The sequence below is a fragment of the Stenotrophomonas rhizophila genome (assembly GCF_003751305.1).
Classification (GTDB): domain Bacteria; phylum Pseudomonadota; class Gammaproteobacteria; order Xanthomonadales; family Xanthomonadaceae; genus Stenotrophomonas; species Stenotrophomonas rhizophila_B.
Genome location: NZ_RJKV01000001.1, coordinates 887,505 through 905,808 on the forward strand (window position 1 = coordinate 887,505; position 18,304 = coordinate 905,808).

Annotated in this window: 15 protein-coding genes and 3 tRNA genes; 14 read left to right on the forward strand and 4 right to left on the reverse strand. The window is 66.3% G+C overall.

Annotation, left to right across the window (positions count from 1 at the left end):
• From hflX to EDF74_RS04200, 9 genes are all read left to right on the forward strand, one after another.
• Complete coding sequence (gene hflX, locus EDF74_RS04160) at positions 1 to 1,311, forward strand: ribosome rescue GTPase HflX (RefSeq protein WP_123728914.1); 1,311 nt, start codon at positions 1 to 3, stop codon at positions 1,309 to 1,311.
• 85 nt (positions 1,312 to 1,396) lie between these two features.
• Complete coding sequence (locus tag EDF74_RS04165; protein ID WP_019183317.1) at positions 1,397 to 1,891, forward strand: CinA family protein; 495 nt, start codon at positions 1,397 to 1,399, stop codon at positions 1,889 to 1,891.
• A 36-nt stretch (positions 1,892 to 1,927) separates the two neighbouring features.
• Entirely contained in the window at positions 1,928 to 3,607 is a 1,680-nt protein-coding gene (gene ubiB / locus EDF74_RS04170; protein ID WP_123728915.1) for a 2-polyprenylphenol 6-hydroxylase, read from the forward strand.
• A gap of 438 nt (positions 3,608 to 4,045) precedes the next feature.
• Positions 4,046 to 4,696, forward strand: a complete 651-nt coding sequence (lexA, locus tag EDF74_RS04175; RefSeq protein ID WP_123728916.1) for a transcriptional repressor LexA — start codon at positions 4,046 to 4,048, stop codon at positions 4,694 to 4,696.
• 204 nt (positions 4,697 to 4,900) lie between these two features.
• Positions 4,901 to 5,941 carry a recombinase RecA gene (gene recA / locus EDF74_RS04180; protein WP_123728917.1) on the forward strand — a complete coding sequence of 347 codons (1,041 nt, stop codon included), beginning with the start codon at positions 4,901 to 4,903 and terminating at the stop codon, positions 5,939 to 5,941.
• A gap of 110 nt (positions 5,942 to 6,051) precedes the next feature.
• Complete coding sequence (gene recX, locus EDF74_RS04185; RefSeq protein ID WP_123728918.1) at positions 6,052 to 6,543, forward strand: recombination regulator RecX; 492 nt, start codon at positions 6,052 to 6,054, stop codon at positions 6,541 to 6,543.
• Positions 6,544 to 6,650: 107 nt separating this feature from the next.
• A complete protein-coding gene (gene alaS, locus EDF74_RS04190) occupies positions 6,651 to 9,299 on the forward strand; it encodes an alanine--tRNA ligase (RefSeq protein WP_123728919.1) in 2,649 nt (882 codons plus the stop codon).
• Positions 9,300 to 9,444: 145 nt separating this feature from the next.
• Complete coding sequence (csrA, locus tag EDF74_RS04195; RefSeq protein WP_019183311.1) at positions 9,445 to 9,648, forward strand: carbon storage regulator CsrA; 204 nt, start codon at positions 9,445 to 9,447, stop codon at positions 9,646 to 9,648.
• 81 nt (positions 9,649 to 9,729) lie between these two features.
• Positions 9,730 to 9,822: transfer RNA gene (locus EDF74_RS04200), tRNA-Ser, on the forward strand.
• A 58-nt stretch (positions 9,823 to 9,880) separates the two neighbouring features.
• Here EDF74_RS04200 and EDF74_RS04205 read toward each other — a convergent pair.
• Positions 9,881 to 10,258, reverse strand: coding sequence for a VOC family protein (locus tag EDF74_RS04205; protein ID WP_123728920.1), 378 nt, complete (start codon positions 10,256 to 10,258; stop codon positions 9,881 to 9,883).
• Between the two features lie 188 nt (positions 10,259 to 10,446).
• Here EDF74_RS04205 and EDF74_RS04210 point away from each other — a divergent pair, with 188 nt between their 5' ends.
• The 3 genes from EDF74_RS04210 (at position 10,447) to EDF74_RS04220 (ending at position 14,820) form a co-directional block, all read left to right on the forward strand.
• Positions 10,447 to 11,127, forward strand: coding sequence for an ankyrin repeat domain-containing protein (locus tag EDF74_RS04210; protein ID WP_260232179.1), 681 nt, complete (start codon positions 10,447 to 10,449; stop codon positions 11,125 to 11,127).
• Between the two features lie 113 nt (positions 11,128 to 11,240).
• On the forward strand, positions 11,241 to 12,389 hold the full coding sequence (locus EDF74_RS04215) for an aldo/keto reductase (RefSeq protein WP_184997062.1): 1,149 nt from the start codon (positions 11,241 to 11,243) through the stop codon (positions 12,387 to 12,389).
• A 292-nt stretch (positions 12,390 to 12,681) separates the two neighbouring features.
• Positions 12,682 to 14,820 carry a TonB-dependent siderophore receptor gene (locus tag EDF74_RS04220; protein ID WP_260232224.1) on the forward strand — a complete coding sequence of 713 codons (2,139 nt, stop codon included), beginning with the start codon at positions 12,682 to 12,684 and terminating at the stop codon, positions 14,818 to 14,820.
• A 57-nt stretch (positions 14,821 to 14,877) separates the two neighbouring features.
• Here the strand turns inward: EDF74_RS04220 and EDF74_RS04225 are convergent, their stop codons facing one another.
• Positions 14,878 to 15,579: a pirin family protein gene (locus EDF74_RS04225; protein WP_123728923.1), complete on the reverse strand. Its 702-nt coding sequence runs from the start codon at positions 15,577 to 15,579 to the stop codon at positions 14,878 to 14,880.
• A gap of 141 nt (positions 15,580 to 15,720) precedes the next feature.
• On the opposite strand from EDF74_RS04225, the gene EDF74_RS04230 reads away from it, so the two are divergent.
• Together EDF74_RS04230 and EDF74_RS04235 are read left to right on the forward strand one after the other, a co-directional pair.
• Positions 15,721 to 16,647: a LysR family transcriptional regulator gene (locus EDF74_RS04230; RefSeq protein WP_123728924.1), complete on the forward strand. Its 927-nt coding sequence runs from the start codon at positions 15,721 to 15,723 to the stop codon at positions 16,645 to 16,647.
• Positions 16,648 to 16,770: 123 nt separating this feature from the next.
• Positions 16,771 to 17,916, forward strand: a complete 1,146-nt coding sequence (locus tag EDF74_RS04235; RefSeq protein WP_123728925.1) for an alpha/beta hydrolase family protein — start codon at positions 16,771 to 16,773, stop codon at positions 17,914 to 17,916.
• A gap of 144 nt (positions 17,917 to 18,060) precedes the next feature.
• Here the strand turns inward: EDF74_RS04235 and EDF74_RS04240 are convergent.
• Positions 18,061 to 18,137 (reverse strand) — tRNA-Arg (locus EDF74_RS04240).
• 82 nt (positions 18,138 to 18,219) lie between these two features.
• Positions 18,220 to 18,296 (reverse strand) — tRNA-Arg (locus EDF74_RS04245).
• Between the last annotated feature and the right edge of the window lie 8 nt (positions 18,297 to 18,304).

An 18,304-nucleotide genomic window follows, 5' to 3' on the forward strand; every position in this document is an offset into this window, starting at 1 on the left:
GTGTTTGACCGTTCCAAGCGAGGCGAACACGCACTCCTGATCCAGCCGCATGCCGGCCGGCTCGAAGATGACGTGCTTGAAGAGTTCACCGATCTGGCCCGCTCCGCCGGGGCCAGCATCGCGGCCACGCTGACCGCGCGCATCGATCGGCCCAATCCGTCGATCCTGATCGGCAGCGGCAAGCTGGATGAGGTCAAGGCGGCGGCCGATGCCACCGGCGCCGACCTCATCCTGGTCAACCACGCGCTGTCGCCGGGGCAGGAGCGCAACCTGGAGCGGTTCCTGGAGCGGCGCGTGATCGACCGTACCGGGCTGATCCTGGACATCTTCGCCCAGCGTGCGCGCAGCCACGAAGGCAAGCTGCAGGTGGAGCTGGCGCAGCTGCGCCACATGTCCACGCGGCTGATCCGCGGCTGGACCCATCTGGAGCGCCAGCGCGGCGGTTCCATCGGCCTGCGCGGCCCGGGTGAAACCCAGCTGGAAACCGATCGCCGCCTGCTGCAGAAGCGGGTCGAGCAGCTGCAGAAGAAGCTGGAAAAGGTGGAAGTGCAGCGCACCCAGATGCGCCGTGCCCGCCTGCGCAGCGAGCTGCCACGCGTGGCGCTGGTGGGCTATACCAACGCCGGCAAGTCGACGCTGTTCAATGCGTTGACCGGCGCCGAGGCCTATGCCGCGGACCAGTTGTTCGCCACGCTGGACCCGACCGTGCGCCGCATCGCACTGCCGGGCGGCAGCGTCGTGCTCGCTGACACCGTCGGCTTCGTCCGCGACCTGCCGCATGATCTGGTGGCCGCGTTCCGTTCGACGTTGTCCGAAGCCCGCGAAGCGGACTTCCTGCTGCATCTGGTCGATGCTGCCGATCCGCACCGTGAGGAGCGCATCGCACAGGTGGATGAAGTGCTGACCGCCATCGGCGCGGGTGATCTGCCGCAGTTGCTGGTGTTCAACAAGATCGACCGCATCGACGGGGCCGAAGTACGTCACGATGGCCAGGACGGCATCCCGGACAGCGCGCGCCGCGAGCGGGTCTGGATTTCCGCCCGCGACAATGTCGGCCTGCCGCTGCTGCAGTCCGTCCTGGGCAAGCGCCTGGGACTGCAGCACGTCAGTGGCGAGCTGCGGCTGCCGCCGAGTGCCGGTCGCCTGCGTTCGCGCCTGCATCAGCTGGAGGTCGTGCGCAGTGAAGCCACCGACGAAGACGGCTGGCTGCTGCAGGTCGAGATCCCGATCGCCGAGGCCGAGAAGCTGGCGGCCGGCGAGGGCGGGGAACCGATCCGCGCGATGCTGCCGGAGAAGCTTCCGGAGTGGTGAGGGGTGTGCCGGCAATACACGACATCAGCCACGATTTCGGCTAAAACAGGGGGGCGTTCGTCCCCCCGTTGATCCAGGATTCCCCATGACCGTTCCTTCCGACGCCGAGCTGGGCGCCCTTGCCAGTGACGTGGGCCAGCGCCTGCAGCAGGCCTCACTGCAGCTGGTGACCGCCGAAAGCTGCAGTGGCGGCTGGATCGCCAAGGCGATGACGGATATCGCCGGCTCCTCGGCGTTCTTCGATTGCGGCATGGTGGTCTACAGCTACGAAGCCAAACAACGCCTGCTCGGCGTGCGCGCACAGACGCTGGAACAGTTCGGCGCGGTCAGCCGCGAGACCGTGCTGGAAATGGTCTCCGGTGCGCTGATCAATTCCGGCGCCGGCATCGCCGTGGCGGTAACCGGCATTGCCGGGCCGGGCGGTGGCAGCGAGGACAAGCCGGTGGGCAGCGTGTGGATCGGCTGGAAGGGGCGGGGCGGCTATGCCCGTGCGCAGCTGTTCCAGTTCGATGGCGACCGCGAAGCCATACGGCGGCAGACCGTGCAGCAGGCGCTGACGGGAATCTTCCCGCTGTTGTGACATCCTGACCGGGTGTGCTGACAGGAGAGTGGGCCGATGTGGGAAACGCTGGGTACCGTGCGTGACCTGGGGCGATTGCAGGAAATCGCGTCGGTCCTGATCCGCTATGGCTTCGGCGACCTCGTGCGCCGGATCGGCCTGGCCGATGTGCTCGAGCGTGCCGGTCGGCTGCTGCACTGGAACGACACCCAGCAGATGCTGCGGATGACCGCGCCGGTGCGCGTGCGCCGGGCGATGGAAGACCTGGGCCCCACCTTCGTCAAACTGGGCCAGGTGCTGGCCACCCGTGTGGATCTTTTCCCGCCGGATTGGATCGCCGAGTTCTCCGAACTGCAGAATGCCGTGCCTGCGCTGCCCTACGCACAGGTGCGTGATCAGCTCGAACGCGATCTGGGCGCACCGGCGACCGAGGTGTTCGCGTGGCTCGATGAAACGCCCATGGCCGCCGCCTCGCTGGCACAGGCGCATCGCGCAACGCTGCATGACGGCACCGCCGTGGTGCTGAAGATCCGTCGTCCGGGCATCCGCGAGGTAATCGAAGCCGACCTGCGGCTGCTGGCGCGGCTGGCTGAAATCGTCGAAGCGCGCTTGCCCGACATGCAGCGCTACCGCCCGGCCGAGGTGGTACAGCAGTTCCAGGTGTCACTGCGTCGGGAGTTGGATTTTGCCGCCGAATGCCGCAACGCAGAGCGCATCGCGCGCAACTTCCAGGGCCGCGACGACATCCTGATTCCCAACGTGCACTGGCAGTGGACGTGCGAAAGCCTCAACGTGCAGGACTTCGTCGACGGCATTCCCGGCCGTGATCTGACCGGTGTCGATGCGGCCGGTCTTGACCGCGTGCGGCTGGCCCGCACCGGCGCGCGCATCGTGCTGAAGATGGTGCTGGAGGACGGCTGCTTCCACGCCGATCCGCACCCCGGCAATATCATCTACCTGCGTGACGGCCGCATCGGCGTGATCGATTTCGGCATGGTCGGGGCGATCTCCGAGCAGCGCCGTTTCCAGGTCGCCCAGCTCCTGCATGGTCTGGTCACCCAGGAGCCGGAGCAGGTGGCCGACGTGCTGCTGGACTGGGCCGGTGGCGTGGAGGTGGACGAGTCGCGGCTGCAGCAGGACATCAGCACCTTCGTGGACCAGTACCGCGGGGTGCCGCTGAAAGACCTGCACATGGGCCTGATGCTGGGCAACATCACCCAGCTGCTGCGCCAGTACGCGCTGACCCTGCCGGCCGATCTGGCGCTGATGATCAAGACCTTCCTCACCCTGGAAGGCATGGGCCGCCAGCTCGACCCGCAGTTCGACATGGCCAGTGCCGCGCGTCCGTATCTGGAGCGGGTGATGTGGCAGCGCTACTCGCCCGGCGCGATGCTCAAGCGCGGCAAGCGCAGCCTGGTCGGGGTGATGGATCTGGTCGGCGACCTGCCGCGCGACGTGCGTAGGCTGCTGCAGATGGCGCGCCGCGGCCGGCTCCAGCTCAAGATCGAAACCACCGCGCTGCAGGGCTTCGGCGACCAGGTCAACCGCGCCGCCAACCGGCTGGTGATGGGCATCGTGACCGCCGCGCTGATCATCGGCTCCTCGATCGTCATGCACAGCGTCGGTGGCATCTCCAGCCGCTGGCTGCTCGCGCTAGGTGTGGCCGGCTTCATCGGTGCCGGCTTCTGTGGCGTGTGGATCCTGTTTTCGATCTGGCGCAGCGGCAAGAACCCGTAGGGTTCTTACCGCTGGGATCCGAAGGATCCCCGGAATCTCCCGCTCAAGCGGGGGATCCCGTGTAGGTCCGACCGTTGGTCGGACGCTCCTTCCTGACCGGCCCGTCACCGCTGCCACGGGTAGAGCCACGCCATGCGTGTCTGCTCCGGTCCGTCACCGCTTCCACCGGTAGAGCCACGCCATGCGTGGCTGCCCCTCATCCGGCCCCCACGAATGCCTGACCCAAGAGATGGCAGAGGCTAAACGCCGGAGAGATGGCCGCAAGCGACATACGCCCGCGCCGTCAGGCATTGCCGCGCTGCGCGCGGTCACCGACCAACGGTCGGTGGCTACAAGCATTGCTGACGGCTTCGGTCGGGCGTGGACCACCCTTCTTCTATCTGCTCTTCCTCTGCGGGCACTTGCGTGCCCGCATCGTTAGTAGTAATACTACTAACCATGGACCTGACCGATACCCAGCAGGCGATCCTGCAGTTGATCGCCGAGCGTATAGAGACCGATGGCGCACCGCCGTCGCAGACGGAAATCGCCCGTGCGTTCGGCTTCAAGGGCGTCCGCGCAGCCCAGTACCATCTGGAAGCGCTGGAGCAGGCCGGGGCGATCCGTCGCATCCCGGGCCAGGCCCGCGGCATCCGGCTGGTCCAGGCACCGGCGCTGCAGAACGGCCTGCCCGGATCGCTGCCCGCCTCGGCGCTGCCGGACCACGTCCTGCGCCTGCCGGTGCTGGGCCGGGTCGCGGCCGGCCTGCCGATCGGCGCGGATATCGGCTCGGACGACTTCGTGGTGCTCGACCGGGTGTTCTTCTCGCCCGCGCCGGACTACCTGCTGAAAGTGCAGGGCGACTCGATGATCGACGAGGGCATCTTCGACGGCGACCTGATCGGTGTGCATCGCACCCGCGACGCCCGCTCCGGCCAGATCGTGGTGGCCCGCATCGATGACGAGATCACGGTCAAGCTGCTGAAGATGGGCAAGGACCGGATCCGCCTGCTGCCGCGCAACCCCGATTACAAGCCGATCGAAGTGCTGCCCGACCAGGACTTCGCCATCGAAGGCCTCTATTGCGGGTTGCTGCGGCCCAACCGCTGACCCTGTTCCCCCTTGAATCACGCGCGGTCTTTTGTGGCACATCTCTGGTTTTGCTGAGGTTGGTACGGATGTCCGATAATTTTTTTCCGAACGCCGGGCAGAATCTCAGCCCGTGCGATACGCCAGCCTTAAAGTGAACCCATGGCCAAGAAGACTTCCAAAGACAGCACCTCCACCGATACGACCTCTGCAAGGACCACTCCGATGGACGAAAACAAAAAGCGCGCCCTCACCGCCGCGCTGAGCCAGATCGAAAAGCAGTTCGGCAAGGGCGCCGTGATGCGCATGGGCGACCGCGTCGTCGAAGCGGTCGAGGTCATCCCCACCGGTTCGCTGATGCTGGATATCGCTCTCGGTATCGGTGGCCTGCCCAAGGGGCGTGTCGTGGAGATCTACGGTCCGGAATCCTCGGGCAAGACCACCCTGACCCTGCAGGCGATCGCCGAATGCCAGAAGAAGGGCGGTACTGCGGCCTTCATCGATGCCGAGCACGCGCTGGATCCGATCTACGCCGCCAAGCTGGGCGTCAACGTGGACGACCTGCTGCTCTCGCAGCCCGATACCGGTGAGCAGGCGCTGGAAATCGCGGACATGCTGGTGCGTTCCAGCTCGGTGGACATCGTGGTGGTCGACTCGGTCGCCGCGCTGACCCCCAAGGCCGAAATCGAAGGCGAAATGGGCGACCAGCTGCCGGGCCTGCAGGCCCGTCTGATGAGCCAGGCGCTGCGCAAGCTGACCGGCAACATCAAGCGCTCCAACACCCTGGTGGTCTTCATCAACCAGCTGCGCCACAAGATCGGCGTCATGATGCCGGGCCAGAGCCCGGAAGTGACCACCGGCGGTAACGCGCTGAAGTTCTACGCCTCGGTCCGCCTGGACATCCGCCGCATCGGCGCGATCAAGAAGGGCGACGAGATCATCGGTAACCAGACCAAGATCAAGGTCGTCAAGAACAAGCTGGCGCCCCCGTTCAAGCAGGTCATCACCGAGATCCTGTACGGCGAAGGCATCAGCCGCGAAGGCGAACTGATCGACATGGGCGTGGAAGCCAAGCTGGTCGAGAAGGCTGGCGCCTGGTACAGCTACGGCGAAGAGCGCATCGGCCAGGGCAAGGACAACGCCCGCGGCTACCTGCGCGACAACCCGCAGATTGCCCAGCGCCTGGAAGCCGAGCTGCGCGAGAAGTTCCAGCCGGAAGAAGCCGTGCGTGAAGGTGGCGACGAGGCGGAAGACGACGCCGAGTGAGTTTCCTGCGGGGCAGGGCAGCGCCGTCAGTGACGCTCGCCCTGTCCTGCAGTTTCAAGAATCCCCGACGGGATGGCGCCAAGGACGGCGCACTGTAATGGACCGCTGCCATGCAAGACTCCGAAGCCCCCGCACCCCGGCGCAAGCGCCGTGTCCAGGAACAGACGCCGGTCCAGCGGGCGTTGGGGCTGCTGGTGCGCCGCGAACACTCGCGTAAAGAGCTGACCCGCAAACTGCAGGCCCGCGGCATCGAGAACGAGGCCGCCGAAGCTGCGGTCAGCAAGCTGGCCGAGGCCGGCTGGCAGGATGACACCCGCTTTGCCGAGAATCTGGTCCGGATCCGGGCCAACACCGGCTATGGGCCGATCCACATCCGCGCCGAACTGGGCACGCATGGCCTGGACAGCGACCAGATCGCTGCCGCCATGGATACCTTCGAAGGCGATTGGACCGAGAACGCCCGCGACCTGGTCTGCCGCCGTTTTGGCGAGGCCGGCCCGCAGGAACTGCCTGCACGGCGCAAAGCCGCCGATCTTCTGGCCCGCCGGGGGTTCCCCGGCGACAGCATCCGCCAGGCCACCCGTTACGACCCTGAGGACTGAGCGGCCCGGGCCTGATACCCTTTGTGGTTTCGGCGGTCCTGCAATTGACACCCGGCCATTGGGGCTGCGTGCCAGGGACTGACCGGCCCGCACAAAGCCAGCCCCCCATGAACGCATCCGTCAAATTCACTACCTCCCAGATCCGCAGCGATTTCCTTGAGTTCTTCAAGGGCAAAGGCCACACGATCGTGCCGTCGGCGCCGCTGGTGCCGGGCAATGATCCGACCCTGCTGTTCACCAACTCCGGCATGGTGCAGTTCAAGGACGTGTTCCTTGGCGCCGAGAAGCGCAGCTACGTGCGCGCGGCCGACGTCCAGCGCTGCCTGCGCGCCGGTGGCAAGCACAACGATCTGGACCAGGTCGGTTACACCGCGCGCCACCACACCTTCTTCGAGATGCTGGGCAACTGGTCGTTCGGCGATTACTTCAAGAAGGACGCCATCGCCTGGGCCTGGGAGCTGCTGACCCAGGTCTGGAAGCTGCCGGCCGAGCGCCTGCTGGTCACCGTGTACCAGACCGATGACGAAGCCTACGCGCTGTGGCGCGACATGATCGGCATTCCGGAAGAGCGGATCGTGCGCATCGGCGACAACAAGGGGGCACCGTTCGCGTCGGACAACTTCTGGCAGATGGCCGAGACTGGTCCGTGCGGCCCGTGTACCGAGATCTTCTATGACCATGGCGACCATATCGCCGGTGGTCCGCCGGGCTCGCCGGATGAAGACGGTGATCGCTTCATCGAGATCTGGAACCTGGTCTTCATGCAGTTCGACCGCCAGCCCGATGGCACGCTGGTGCCGCTGCCGGCGCCGTGCGTGGATACCGGCATGGGCCTGGAGCGTCTGGCCGCGATCCTGCAGCACGTCCACACCAATTACGAAATCGACCTGTTCCAGGCGCTGATCCGCAAGGCCAGCGAACTGACCGGCATGGCCGATCTGGAGAACAAGTCGCTGCGCGTGATCGCCGATCACATCCGCGCCTGCTCGTTCCTGATCGTCGATGGCGTACTGCCATCCAACGAAGGCCGCGGCTACGTGCTGCGCCGGATCATCCGCCGCGCCCTGCGCCATGGCTGGATGCTCGGTGTTCGCCAGCCGTTCTTCAGCAAGCTGGTGCCGACGCTGGTCGAGCAGATGGGCGTGGCCTATCCGGAATTGCCGGCGCAGGTCGACACGGTTGTGCGCGCCCTGCAGGCCGAAGAAGAGCGTTTCGCGGAAACGCTGGATTCGGGCATGAAGATTTTCGACGACGTGGCCGCAAAGGTGAGCAACGGCGTGATCCCGGGCGCGGATGCGTTCCGTCTGTACGACACCTACGGCTTCCCGGTCGATCTGACGGCCGATATCGCCCGCGAACGCGATATGACGGTGGACATGGTCGCCTTCAACGCCGCGATGGACACCCAGCGCGAGACCGCGCGCGCGGCCGGCAAGTTCGGCGGCGGCGTGACCCTGTCGGCCGATCTGGTCGCCACGCTCAAGCCGACCGTGTTCCTCGGGTATGACCGCCTGCAGGCCGACGACCTCACCGTGGTCGCCATCCTCAAGGACGGCCGCCCGGTGGAGAGCGCTCAGACTGGCGATGACGTCATCGTGCTGACCAACCAGACCCCGTTCTACGCCGAGTCCGGCGGCCAGGTCGGTGACAACGGCACGTTGTCCGGCGCGGGCGTGCAGGTGGACATCAGCGACACCCAGAAGTTCGCGGGCCAGTTCCACGGCCACGTGGGCAAGCTCACGGCGGGCAGCCTGAAGGTCGGCGATGTGCTGTCCGGCCAGGTCGATGGCCAGCGCCGTGGCGCGACCATCCTCAACCACTCGGCCACCCACCTGCTGCATGCCGCCCTGCGCGAAGTGCTGGGCACCCACGTGCAGCAGAAGGGTTCGCTGGTCGCGCCTGATCGCCTGCGCTTCGATTTCTCGCACTTCGCGCCGATCAGCGCCGAGGACCTGGCGATCATCGAACGCAAGGTCAACGAGCAGGTGCGTGCCAACAACGCCGCTGAAGTCCACAACATGGGCATGCAGGAAGCGCTCGACTTCGGCGCGATGGCGCTGTTCGGCGAGAAGTACGGCGAGCACGTGCGCGTGCTGAAGATGGGCGATTACTCCACCGAACTGTGTGGCGGTACGCATGTGTCGCGCACTGGCGATATCGGCCTGTTCAAGATCACCTCCGAAGGCGGCGTGTCCTCGGGCGTGCGTCGTATCGAAGCGGTGACCGGGCAGGGCGCGTTGGATTACGTGGCCCACGAAGAAGCGCAGCTGGGCGAAGCCGCTGCACTGCTTGGCGGCAATGCCGGCGACGTGGTCGACAAGATCCGTCAGCTGGGCGAGCGCCAGAAGAAGCTCGAGCGTGAGCTGGAATCGCTGAAGGCCAAGCAGGCTGCCGGTGCGACTGCCGATCTCGGTGGTGCCGCCGTCGAGGTCAACGGCATCAAGATCCTGGCCGCGCGCCTGGAAGGCTTCGATGCCAAGGCGCTGCGTGAAGCGATCGACCGCCTCAAGCAGCAGCTCGGCGATGCGGTGATCGTGCTGGCCGGTACCCAGGACGGCAAGGCGGCCCTGGTCGCGGGCGTGAACGGCAGCGCAATGGGCAAGGTCAAGGCCGGGGAACTGTTGGCCCATATCGCCAGTCAGATCGGGGGCAAGGGCGGCGGCCGCCCGGACCTCGCCCAGGGTGGTGGTGAGGACGGGCCCGCCCTTGCTTCTGCACTGGCCGCGGTCGTCGACTGGGTCACCCCCCGTATCTGAACAGCCTGAGGCCTTCTGCTCCTTGAAGGGGCGGGAGGCCTGACGGTACTATGGCGAATCTTTTCCCGTTGTCGTGGGGCGCTCTTGCCGGGGCGCCAAGCCGGTGGGGAAATGCCACCACCGGTTCCCCTGGAGACTTGAACAAATGTTGATCCTGACTCGCCGTGTAGGCGAAACCCTGATGATCGGTGACTCGGTCAGCGTGACCGTGCTCGGCGTCAAGGGCAACCAGGTGCGTATCGGTATCACCGCTCCGAAGGACGTGGCCGTGCACCGCGAAGAGATTTACCAGCGGATCCAGCGCGGTGATGAGCCGAATGCATCCGGAAGTGAAAATTCTTCGGATTAAGGCTTTACCTGAGGGCGCGGAAAACGTTATTATTCGCGCCCCCGCTGAGATGATTCATCGCAGCGGCGGACCAAGAACACTGGAGCGGTGCCCGAGTGGCTGAAGGGGCTCCCCTGCTAAGGGAGTATAGGGCTTAAAACTCTATCGAGGGTTCGAATCCCTCCCGCTCCGCCAGTTGTAGAAAAGGCCTTCGTACGCAAGTACGGAGGCCTTTTTCTTTGTGCGATCCGGGTCAAACGACCGACTTGCACACCGCTTCGATCCGATGCCCATCCGGATCGATCAGGAAGGCGGCGTAGTAGTGATCGCCATAGTCCTCGCGCAGCCCCGGCGCCCCGTTGCAGGTGCCGCCAACCGCCAGTGCGTTGCGATGGAACGCGTCCACGGCCTGGCGCGAGGGTGCGCCGAACGCCAAGTGGAATCCCGCGCCCGGCGGCGACGCATCGGCCCGCAGCTTCAGGCACAGCAGATCCTCGTCCTCGACATAGCCATAGCCGATGGCCTCGTCGTCTTCGAAGACGCGGCGCATGCCCAGCGCACCGAGCGCGGCATCGTGGAAGGCGGCGGCACGCGCAAGATCGCGCACGCCCAAGGAAATGTGATGCAGCATGGTGAGGTGCGTCCGTGTCGAATGTCGCGCGCAGCGTCGCATGAAACAGGCGGGCGGCGCTGCGGCCGACGCATTTGGATGGCGCATGCAGTCGATCCCCAATCTTCATTGGTGCCGACGCGGCGGCTCGGCTACGGTCGTTGTCCAGCGGCGTCCCACCGGGCGCCATCCGTGTAAGGAGCAGGAACATGTCGATGGGACGGAGGTCACTGCGTGGCTGGTTGGTCATGAGCATGCTGATGGGCATGGTCATGCCGCTCAGTGCGGCGTCGTTGGATGAGCGCCTGCATCGTGCGGCGGAAAAGGGCGATGCCAGCGCGGTGCGCACGCTGCTGGGGCAAGGTGCACAGGTGGATGCGCGCGGCGCGGCGAAGGCGACCCCGTTGCTGGTCGCGACCCACCGCAACCACGTAGAGGCCGCGCTTGCGCTGATCCAGGCCGGTGCCGACGTCAACGCCAAGGATGCGATCCAGGACAGCCCCTACCTCTACGCCGGTGCCCGCGGGCATCTCGAGATCCTGCGCGCAATGCTGGCGGCGGGTGCCGACCTGAAAACCACCAACCGCTACGGTGGCACCGCCCTCATTCCGGCGGCCGAACGCGGGCATGTGGAGACCGTGGCGACGCTCATCGCAGCCGGTGTCGAGGTGGATCACGTCAACAACCTGCAATGGACCGCGCTGCTGGAGGCGATCATCCTCGCCGATGGCGGCCCACGGCATGTCGAGATCGTCCGTCAGCTCATCGCGGCAGGTGCGGACGTGAACCTGCCCGACGGTGAAGGCGTGAGCCCACTGCAGCATGCACGCCAGCGCGGCTACCGCGAGATCGAGACGCTGCTTCTCAACGCAGGCGCTGGGCAGGGCTGATCATCCGCAGGGTGGGAAAGGGCACTGTTGCCGCCGCCTTGACGCGCCACAGGCATGCTCTGCACCGCCCCTCTGCGAAGGTGTGTGCTTCCCCCGCAGAAACAGGAGTCGCCGTGAACACACGTCGCCACTTCCTCTCCGTTGCCGCCGCCGGTACCGCCGCGTTCGCCGCCTCGCCGTTGATGGCGCAGTCGGCTGGGCCGGGCAGTGTCCTGCCCACCCGCGGCCAGGCCTCGGCGAAGCCCTTGCCGGGCAACCCCGCACAGCAGGGCAGGCGCTATCGTCCGCAGACCCGTCTGGGCCTGGGCGGTGTCGCGATCGGCAATGGTTTCGCGGCCGCGACCGATGCGCAGAGCGAAGCCACCCTCGCCGCCGCCTATGCGGCCGGGGTGCGCTGTTTCGATACGTCGCCGTGGTACGGGCTTGGCCTGAGCGAGCGCCGTTATGGCCACCATCTGCACAACCATCCCGCGCGTGAGTACACGCTGTCGACCAAGGTCGGTCGCCTGCTGACGGCCACCGCCGGTGAGCTGCAGGAGGTGATGTGGAAGGACCCGTCGCCGTTCCATTACCGCTACGACTACTCTGCTGACGGCACGCGGCGCTCGGTGGAGGACAGCCTCAACCGGCTCGGGGTGTCGCAGCTGGACGTGGTCTTCATTCATGATCTGTCGCCGGACAACGAGAAAGACCTCGGCATGCCATGGGAGCAGCGTTTCGCAGAGGCCGCGAAAGGCGCGATGCCGGCGCTGACGCGCATGCGTGAGGAGGGGCTTATCAAAGCCTGGGGGTTTGGCGTCAATCGACCCGAGCCGGCGCTGCGTGCGGTGGCCGAGTCCGACCCGGACATCTTCCTGCTGGCCTGCCAGTACTCGCTGCTGGATCACGAGCAGGCCTTGCATGACACCTTCCCGAAGATCGCCGCGCATGGCGCGTCGGTGGTGGTCGGGTCGCCGCTGTTGGCGGGCTACCTGGCCGGGCGGGACCGGTATCTCTATGACGGCAAGGTGCCGTCCTGGGCGCCGGAAAAGCGCGCCAGGGTGCAGGCCATCTGCGATCGCCATGGTGTGGACCTGCGCACGGCGGCGCTGCAGTTCGCCGATGCACCCGAGGTGGTATCGGCGGTCATTCCGGGTGCGCGCACGCCCGAACAGGTCCTGGCCAACGTCGCGTCGATGTCGGTGGCGGTGCCGGGGGCCTTCTGGGCCGAGCTCAAGCAGGAGAAGCTGATTGCCTCGGATGCGCCGGTGCCGCGTGGCTGATCCGGTCAGCGGACCGGCGGATCACCTGACCTGATCGCCACCGGCCAATGACCTGCGGCGCCCCGGCTGCAGCCGGAGCGTCGCCTGTCTGCAGGGCTCTCCACCCGGTTGCCTGCCGCGATAGCCTTTCGCTATAGCCCCGGATGCGGCATCATGCCGCCCATTCGTTCCCTCCAGCCGCCGCCAGAGGAGTCCCTTCCTGCCTGGAGGCATTGCCGTGTCCGTCGTTCCGTTCCGTGTTGCCCTGATCCACTCGGGTCGCCGTCGTGCTGTTCCCGCGTTCTCCCCGTTGATGCAGGCGATGTCCTGCGTGCTGGGCTTGGCCCTGTCCGCCTCGTCCGTGCAGGCCGAAGAGGCGCCGGCGGATGACACACCTGTTAAGGACGGCGCACAGACCCTGCAGACCGTGCAGGTCACCGCCAACCAGCTCGGCACCGTGACCGAAGGCAGTGATTCCTATACGCCCGGCACGATCGCCACGGCCACCCGCCTGGTGCTCAGCCCGCGCCAGACCCCGCAGTCGATCAGCGTGATCACCCGGCAGGAAATGAACGACTTCGGGCTCAACGGTATCGATGACGTCATGAAGGTCACGCCCGGCGTGAGCATCGTCACTTACGACAGCGAGCGCACCGAGTACTACGCGCGCGGCTTCGCGGTGCAGAACTTCCAGTACGACGGCATCCCGATGGCGCGCGATTCGGCGTACTCGGCCGGCAATACGCTCAGTGACATGGCCATCTACGATCGCGTGGAAGTGCTCAAGGGCGCCACCGGGCTGCTGACCGGCATGGGCGACCCGGGCGCGACCATCAACCTGGTGCGCAAGAAGCCTACTCGGGAGCTGGCCGGCAGCGCCACGCTGGGTGTCGGTTCGTGGGACAGCTATCGCGCCGAAGTCGATGTCGGCGGGCCGTTGACTGAGAGTGGCCGCGTGCGCGGCCGCGTGGTCGGCGCCTACCAGGACAAGCATTCCAATGTCGACCACTACCAGCGCAGCAATGAGGTGTTCTACGGCATTCTGGAAGCCGACCTCGGCGAGAGCACGCTGCTGACCGTCGGTGCCGATTATCAGGACAGCGATCCGGAAGGCTCCAGCTGGGGCGGTATTCCCCTGCTGGACAGTGCAGGCAACTTCAACGACATGCCGCGCTCGTTCAACAACGGCGCGCGCTGGAGCCGCTGGGGCCAGTACGCCCGCACCGGCTTCGCCACGCTGGAGCACACCTTCGCCAATGACTGGGTCGCCAAGCTGCAGCTCAACCACCAGGTCAACGGCTATGACGCCTCGCTGGGCGCGGCGGCCGGTGGCAATCCGGATCCGGTGACCGGTGAGGGCGTGAGCATGTGGCTGGGCCAGTACATCGGCAAGACCACCAGCAACGCGGCCGATCTGTACGTCAGCGGCAAGTTCGAGTGGTTCGGCCGCCAGCATGAACTGGTGGTCGGTGGCAGCGTGTCGCGCAAACGCTGGGTCAACAACGGCTACTCGCCGCAGCCGGGCTACGTGAGTGACGTCGCCAACTACTACGCCTGGACCGGTGATGTGCCCGAGCCGGACTGGCAGTGGGGCTACGGTGACAACCAGGTCACCCGCGAGAGTGGGGCCTACGTGGTGGGCCGTTTCGACCTGGCCGATCCGCTCAAGCTGATCGTCGGCAGCCGCATCGCCAACTATAAATCCCCGGACACCGACGAGAGCGGCGTGGTCGTGCCGTACGCCGGCGTGGTGTACGACCTCAACCGCAATTTTTCGGTGTTCGCCAGCTACAGCACCATCTTCAAGCCGCAGGGCAACCAGGACGAACAGGGTCGGGTGCTGGATCCGTTGGAAGGGCGCAGCTACGAAGCGGGCCTGAAGGCGGAGTTCTACGACGGTCGCCTCAACGCCAGTGCGGCGGTATTCCAGCTGGAGCAGGACAACTACGCGCAACCGACCGGCGGCAGGACGCCGAGCGGCGGGATCGCCTATAAAGGCCTGATGGGGGTGCGCACCAAGGGCTATGAGCTGGAGGTATCCGGTCAGCTTGCGCCGGGCTGGCAGATCCAGGGTGGCTACGCGCACAAGATCGCGCGGCAGCAGTCCACCAAGGTCTCCACGCTGGAACCGGAAGATCAGTTCAGCGTGCACACCAGCTACCGCCTCACCGGTGCGGCTGACGGCTGGAGCATCGGCGGCGGCGCGCGCTGGCAGGGCAGCACGTTCGGCACCATCACCAACCCGGCCACTGGCGGAAGCCAGATCCATCGTACCGAACCGTACTGGCTGCTCGATGCCATGGCGCGTTACCAGTTCAACGACCAGCTGTCGGCAACGCTCAACGTCAACAACCTGCTGGACAAGCATTACTACACGATCTTCAGCTGGTACAGCACCTACACCTGGGGCGAGCCGCGCAACGTGCGGCTGACGCTGAACTACCGGTTCTGATCCACGCAACGAACGACACCCCGGGCAACCGGGGTGTCTGCGTTTGAGGCCGGGGGGTTACAGCGCCAGCTCGAACACGATGACTTCCGCGTCGTTGGCGTTTTCCAGCGTCAGCTGCGCCTCGTCACTGACCTGCAGCGCATCGCCGGTCTCCAGGGTGATGCCGTTGACCTGCAGCTGCCCGCGGGCCACCTGTACATAGGCGCCGCGGCGCGGGGCCAGCGGCAGGTGGACGCGGTCGTCACCGTCCAGGATCGTGGCGTAGATGTTCGCGTCCTGGTGGATCAACAGCGAGCCGTCATGGCCATCGCGCGAGGCGATCAGGCGCAGCTGGCCGCGCTTGGTCTCCGGGGCGAAGTGGGTTTCCTGGTAGCTCGGGGTGATGTTCTCCTGATCGGGGAACAGCCAGATCTGCAGGAAGTGCACCGCCTCGTCGGCCGAGTGGTTGAACTCGCTGTGGCTGACGCCGCTGCCGGCGCTCATGCGCTGCACATCGCCGTAGCGCAGCACCGAGCCGGTGCCCATCGAATCCTTATGCTCCAGCGCGCCGCCGAGCACGTACGAGATGATCTCCATGTTGCTGTGGCTGTGCGTGCCGAAACCCTGGCCGCCCTGCACGCGGTCTTCGTTGATCACGCGCAGCGGTCCGAAGCTGGTATAGCGCGGGTCGTAGTAATTGGCGAAGGAGAAGGTGTGCATGGAGTTCAGCCAGCCATGGTCGGCCTTGCCACGGGTGTTGCTCTTGCGGATCTGCAGCATGGTGAATCTCCTTGGTGTTCGATGGTTTCGATGACGGTCCGGGGCGGCCGCTGCCGTTCCCTTTCCTGTTGCGGCCAGTATCCGCTTGCTCCGGCGGGTTGAAAAACGGATAGTTTCGCAAGCCATCATCGAAAAATTCGAATGCTCAAGCTCAGCCTCGACGCCCTGCAGATCCTGGATGCCATCGACCGCCGGGGCTCGTTCGCCGCGGCTGGCAAAGCGCTGCACAAGGTGCCCTCGACCATTTCCTACACGGTCTCCAAGCTGGAAGAGGACCTGGGCGTGCAGCTGTTCGATCGGGTGGGCCCGCGCGCGCACCTGACCCCGGCCGGGGAAGCGTTGCTGGAGGAGGGCCGCCATCTGCTGCGGGCGGCGCGGGAGCTGGAGATGCGGGTGCGGCGGGTGGCGTCCGGCTGGGAGGCGGAGCTGACCGTGGCGGTCGATTCGATGTTCGTGCCGGCGCTGCTGGCCGAGGATGTGCGCGCCTTCAATGCGGTGGCCGAACAGACCCGGATGCGGCTGATCAGTGAATCGCTGTCCGGCACCTGGGAGGCGCTGCTCGACCGGCGCGCGGACCTGCTGGTCGGCGCGGCGGGCGAGGGCCCCAGTGGCGGGGGCTATGTGGTCGAGCCGATGGGTGTGGTGCGTTTCGTGTTCGCGGTGGCGCCCTCGCATCCGCTGGCGGCCGCGTCCGAGCCGCTGGGCCGTGAGCAGCTGGCCACCCACTGCGCGATCGCCGTGGCCGATTCGGCCCGGCGGATGCTGCCGCGCACGGTCGGGCTGCTGATGGGGCAGGAGACCGTGACCGTGCCGGACATGGTCAGCAAGTTCCGCCTCCAATGTGCCGGGCTCGGCTTCGGTTTCCTGCCCGAGCCGTACGTGCAGCAGGCGGTGCGCGATGGCCGGCTGGTGATCAAGCAGGTCGAGGAGCCCAAGCCGGACGAGACGTTCTGGTTGGCCTGGCGCACTGGCGAGGAGGGGGGCGCGCTGAAATGGTGGCGTGAGCGCATGCAGCGGCCGGCGGTGTTGGCGGGGTGGTGGCCGACCATGGAAGGCTGGCTGGGCTAGCCAGCCGCCGGGGCCAACCTGAATCCTGGCCTCGCTGTCATCGGATGGTCATACGGATGCGATAGAGCGGCGCGGAGCGGATCGGTAACCTGCCCGACTCGATTGGTTTTTCCGACTCTGCCCATGAAGCGCTTGCTGCTGTTGCTGCTGGCCGGGGCTGGCCTGTGGCTGGCTGCCTGCTCCTCCTTGACCTCCACCGCCGCCTCGACCTCGTTGAGTGATCGGCTGATCGCGCCCGGTGGTGTGTCCACCCTGCTGGACATGCCGCGCATCGCCGAAGCGGTGGACAGCGTCCCCAACCGGCATGGGCGGGTGACCGGCCGCGCGGGCGTGCCGATCTTCTGGCGGGCCTTCGACCCGGGCCAGTACGGGGTGCGCTACCACTACCTGCCCCAGCACCATGACAACGGCGAGCCGCTGCGCACCGGCATGGCGCTGGACCTGCCGCATCCCTTCCAGCCACAGGCGCCGCGCGGCACGGTGGTGCTGTTGCACGGCTGGATGATGAACGGTGATGCGATGCTGCCGTGGTCGCTGCAATTGGCGCAGTCGGGCTACCGCGTGGTCACCATCGACCTGCGCAATCACGGCCATTCCGGCGCCGGCCCGTCCGGCTACGGCACGTTCGAATCGGATGATGTGGTCGATGTCATCGCTGCGCTGAGGGCACGCGGGGAGGTGGTCGGGCCGCTGTATCTGTTCGGCGTTTCCTACGGCGCAGCCACCGCGCTGTTCGCCGCCGACAAGCTCGGCGACCAGGTCACCGGCGTGGTGGCGATGGAATCCTTCGCCAATGCCGGCGATGCGATCCGCAGCATGATCCCGCACCTGATGTCGCTGCAGCCGACGGCGTGGAAGGCGCAGGCCATGGCCGCCTATGGGCGCTGGCGCTACGGCGGGCAGGATATCGACCAGGTGATCGCCGCCGCCAGCCAGCGTCTGGATCTGGACCTGGATCGCGTCGACGTCACCCGCGCGCTGGCCGACAGCCGTACCTGCGTACTGCTGCTGCATGGCCAGGATGATCAGCATGTGCCGGTCGGGCAGGGCCGTCGTCTGGCTGCCGCCAGCCCGCGCGTGCATTACATCGAAATGCGTGGCGAAGACCACATCACCCTGCCGCTGCGCGTGGATCTGCTGGGCGGCGTGGTGGATGACTGGTTGGCCCATGACGCCCATGCCGGTGGCGACTGCCCGGCGCCGGAACTGCCAGGCGAAGCCGACCTGGTGGCGATTCAGGCAGCCCAGGCCCACGCACCGCAGGGATGACCTCCCGGTCGTGCCGGCCGCTGGCCGGCGCCACGCGATCGTCCAGCATCCATGAGAGCCGGCCAGCGGCCGGCACTACCTGGTGACAGCTGGCGCCAACGCAAAAAAAAACAGCAACCGGGGTTGCTGTCTTCGTCGATGCAATGGTGCGCCCGGAGAGATTCGAACTCCCGACCGCCTGGTTCGTAGCCAGGTACTCTATCCAACTGAGCTACGGGCGCATTTGCATTGTCTGGTTGTGTGTCCTGCCGCGCGTGTCGCCACGTTCGACGGGAAGGCAAGCAGGCTTGCCGTTCGATGTAATGGTGCGCCCGGAGAGATTCGAACTCCCGACCGCCTGGTTCGTAGCCAGGTACTCTATCCAACTGAGCTACGGGCGCATTTACAT

Coding starts and splice junctions, on each gene's coding strand:
- EDF74_RS04165 (WP_019183317.1), top strand. CDS start 1,397: ATGACCGTTCCTTCCGACGCCGAGCTGGGCGCCCTTGCCAGTGACGTG.
- ubiB (WP_123728915.1), top strand. CDS start 1,928: ATGTGGGAAACGCTGGGTACCGTGCGTGACCTGGGGCGATTGCAGGAA.
- lexA (WP_123728916.1), top strand. CDS start 4,046: ATGGACCTGACCGATACCCAGCAGGCGATCCTGCAGTTGATCGCCGAG.
- recA (WP_123728917.1), top strand. CDS start 4,901: ATGGACGAAAACAAAAAGCGCGCCCTCACCGCCGCGCTGAGCCAGATC.
- recX (WP_123728918.1), top strand. CDS start 6,052: ATGCAAGACTCCGAAGCCCCCGCACCCCGGCGCAAGCGCCGTGTCCAG.
- alaS (WP_123728919.1), top strand. CDS start 6,651: ATGAACGCATCCGTCAAATTCACTACCTCCCAGATCCGCAGCGATTTC.
- csrA (WP_019183311.1), top strand. CDS start 9,445: ATGTTGATCCTGACTCGCCGTGTAGGCGAAACCCTGATGATCGGTGAC.
- EDF74_RS04205 (WP_123728920.1), bottom strand. CDS start 10,258: ATGCTGCATCACATTTCCTTGGGCGTGCGCGATCTTGCGCGTGCCGCC.
- EDF74_RS04210 (WP_260232179.1), top strand. CDS start 10,447: ATGTCGATGGGACGGAGGTCACTGCGTGGCTGGTTGGTCATGAGCATG.
- EDF74_RS04220 (WP_260232224.1), top strand. CDS start 12,682: ATGCAGGCGATGTCCTGCGTGCTGGGCTTGGCCCTGTCCGCCTCGTCC.
- EDF74_RS04225 (WP_123728923.1), bottom strand. CDS start 15,579: ATGCTGCAGATCCGCAAGAGCAACACCCGTGGCAAGGCCGACCATGGC.
- EDF74_RS04230 (WP_123728924.1), top strand. CDS start 15,721: ATGCTCAAGCTCAGCCTCGACGCCCTGCAGATCCTGGATGCCATCGAC.
- EDF74_RS04235 (WP_123728925.1), top strand. CDS start 16,771: ATGAAGCGCTTGCTGCTGTTGCTGCTGGCCGGGGCTGGCCTGTGGCTG.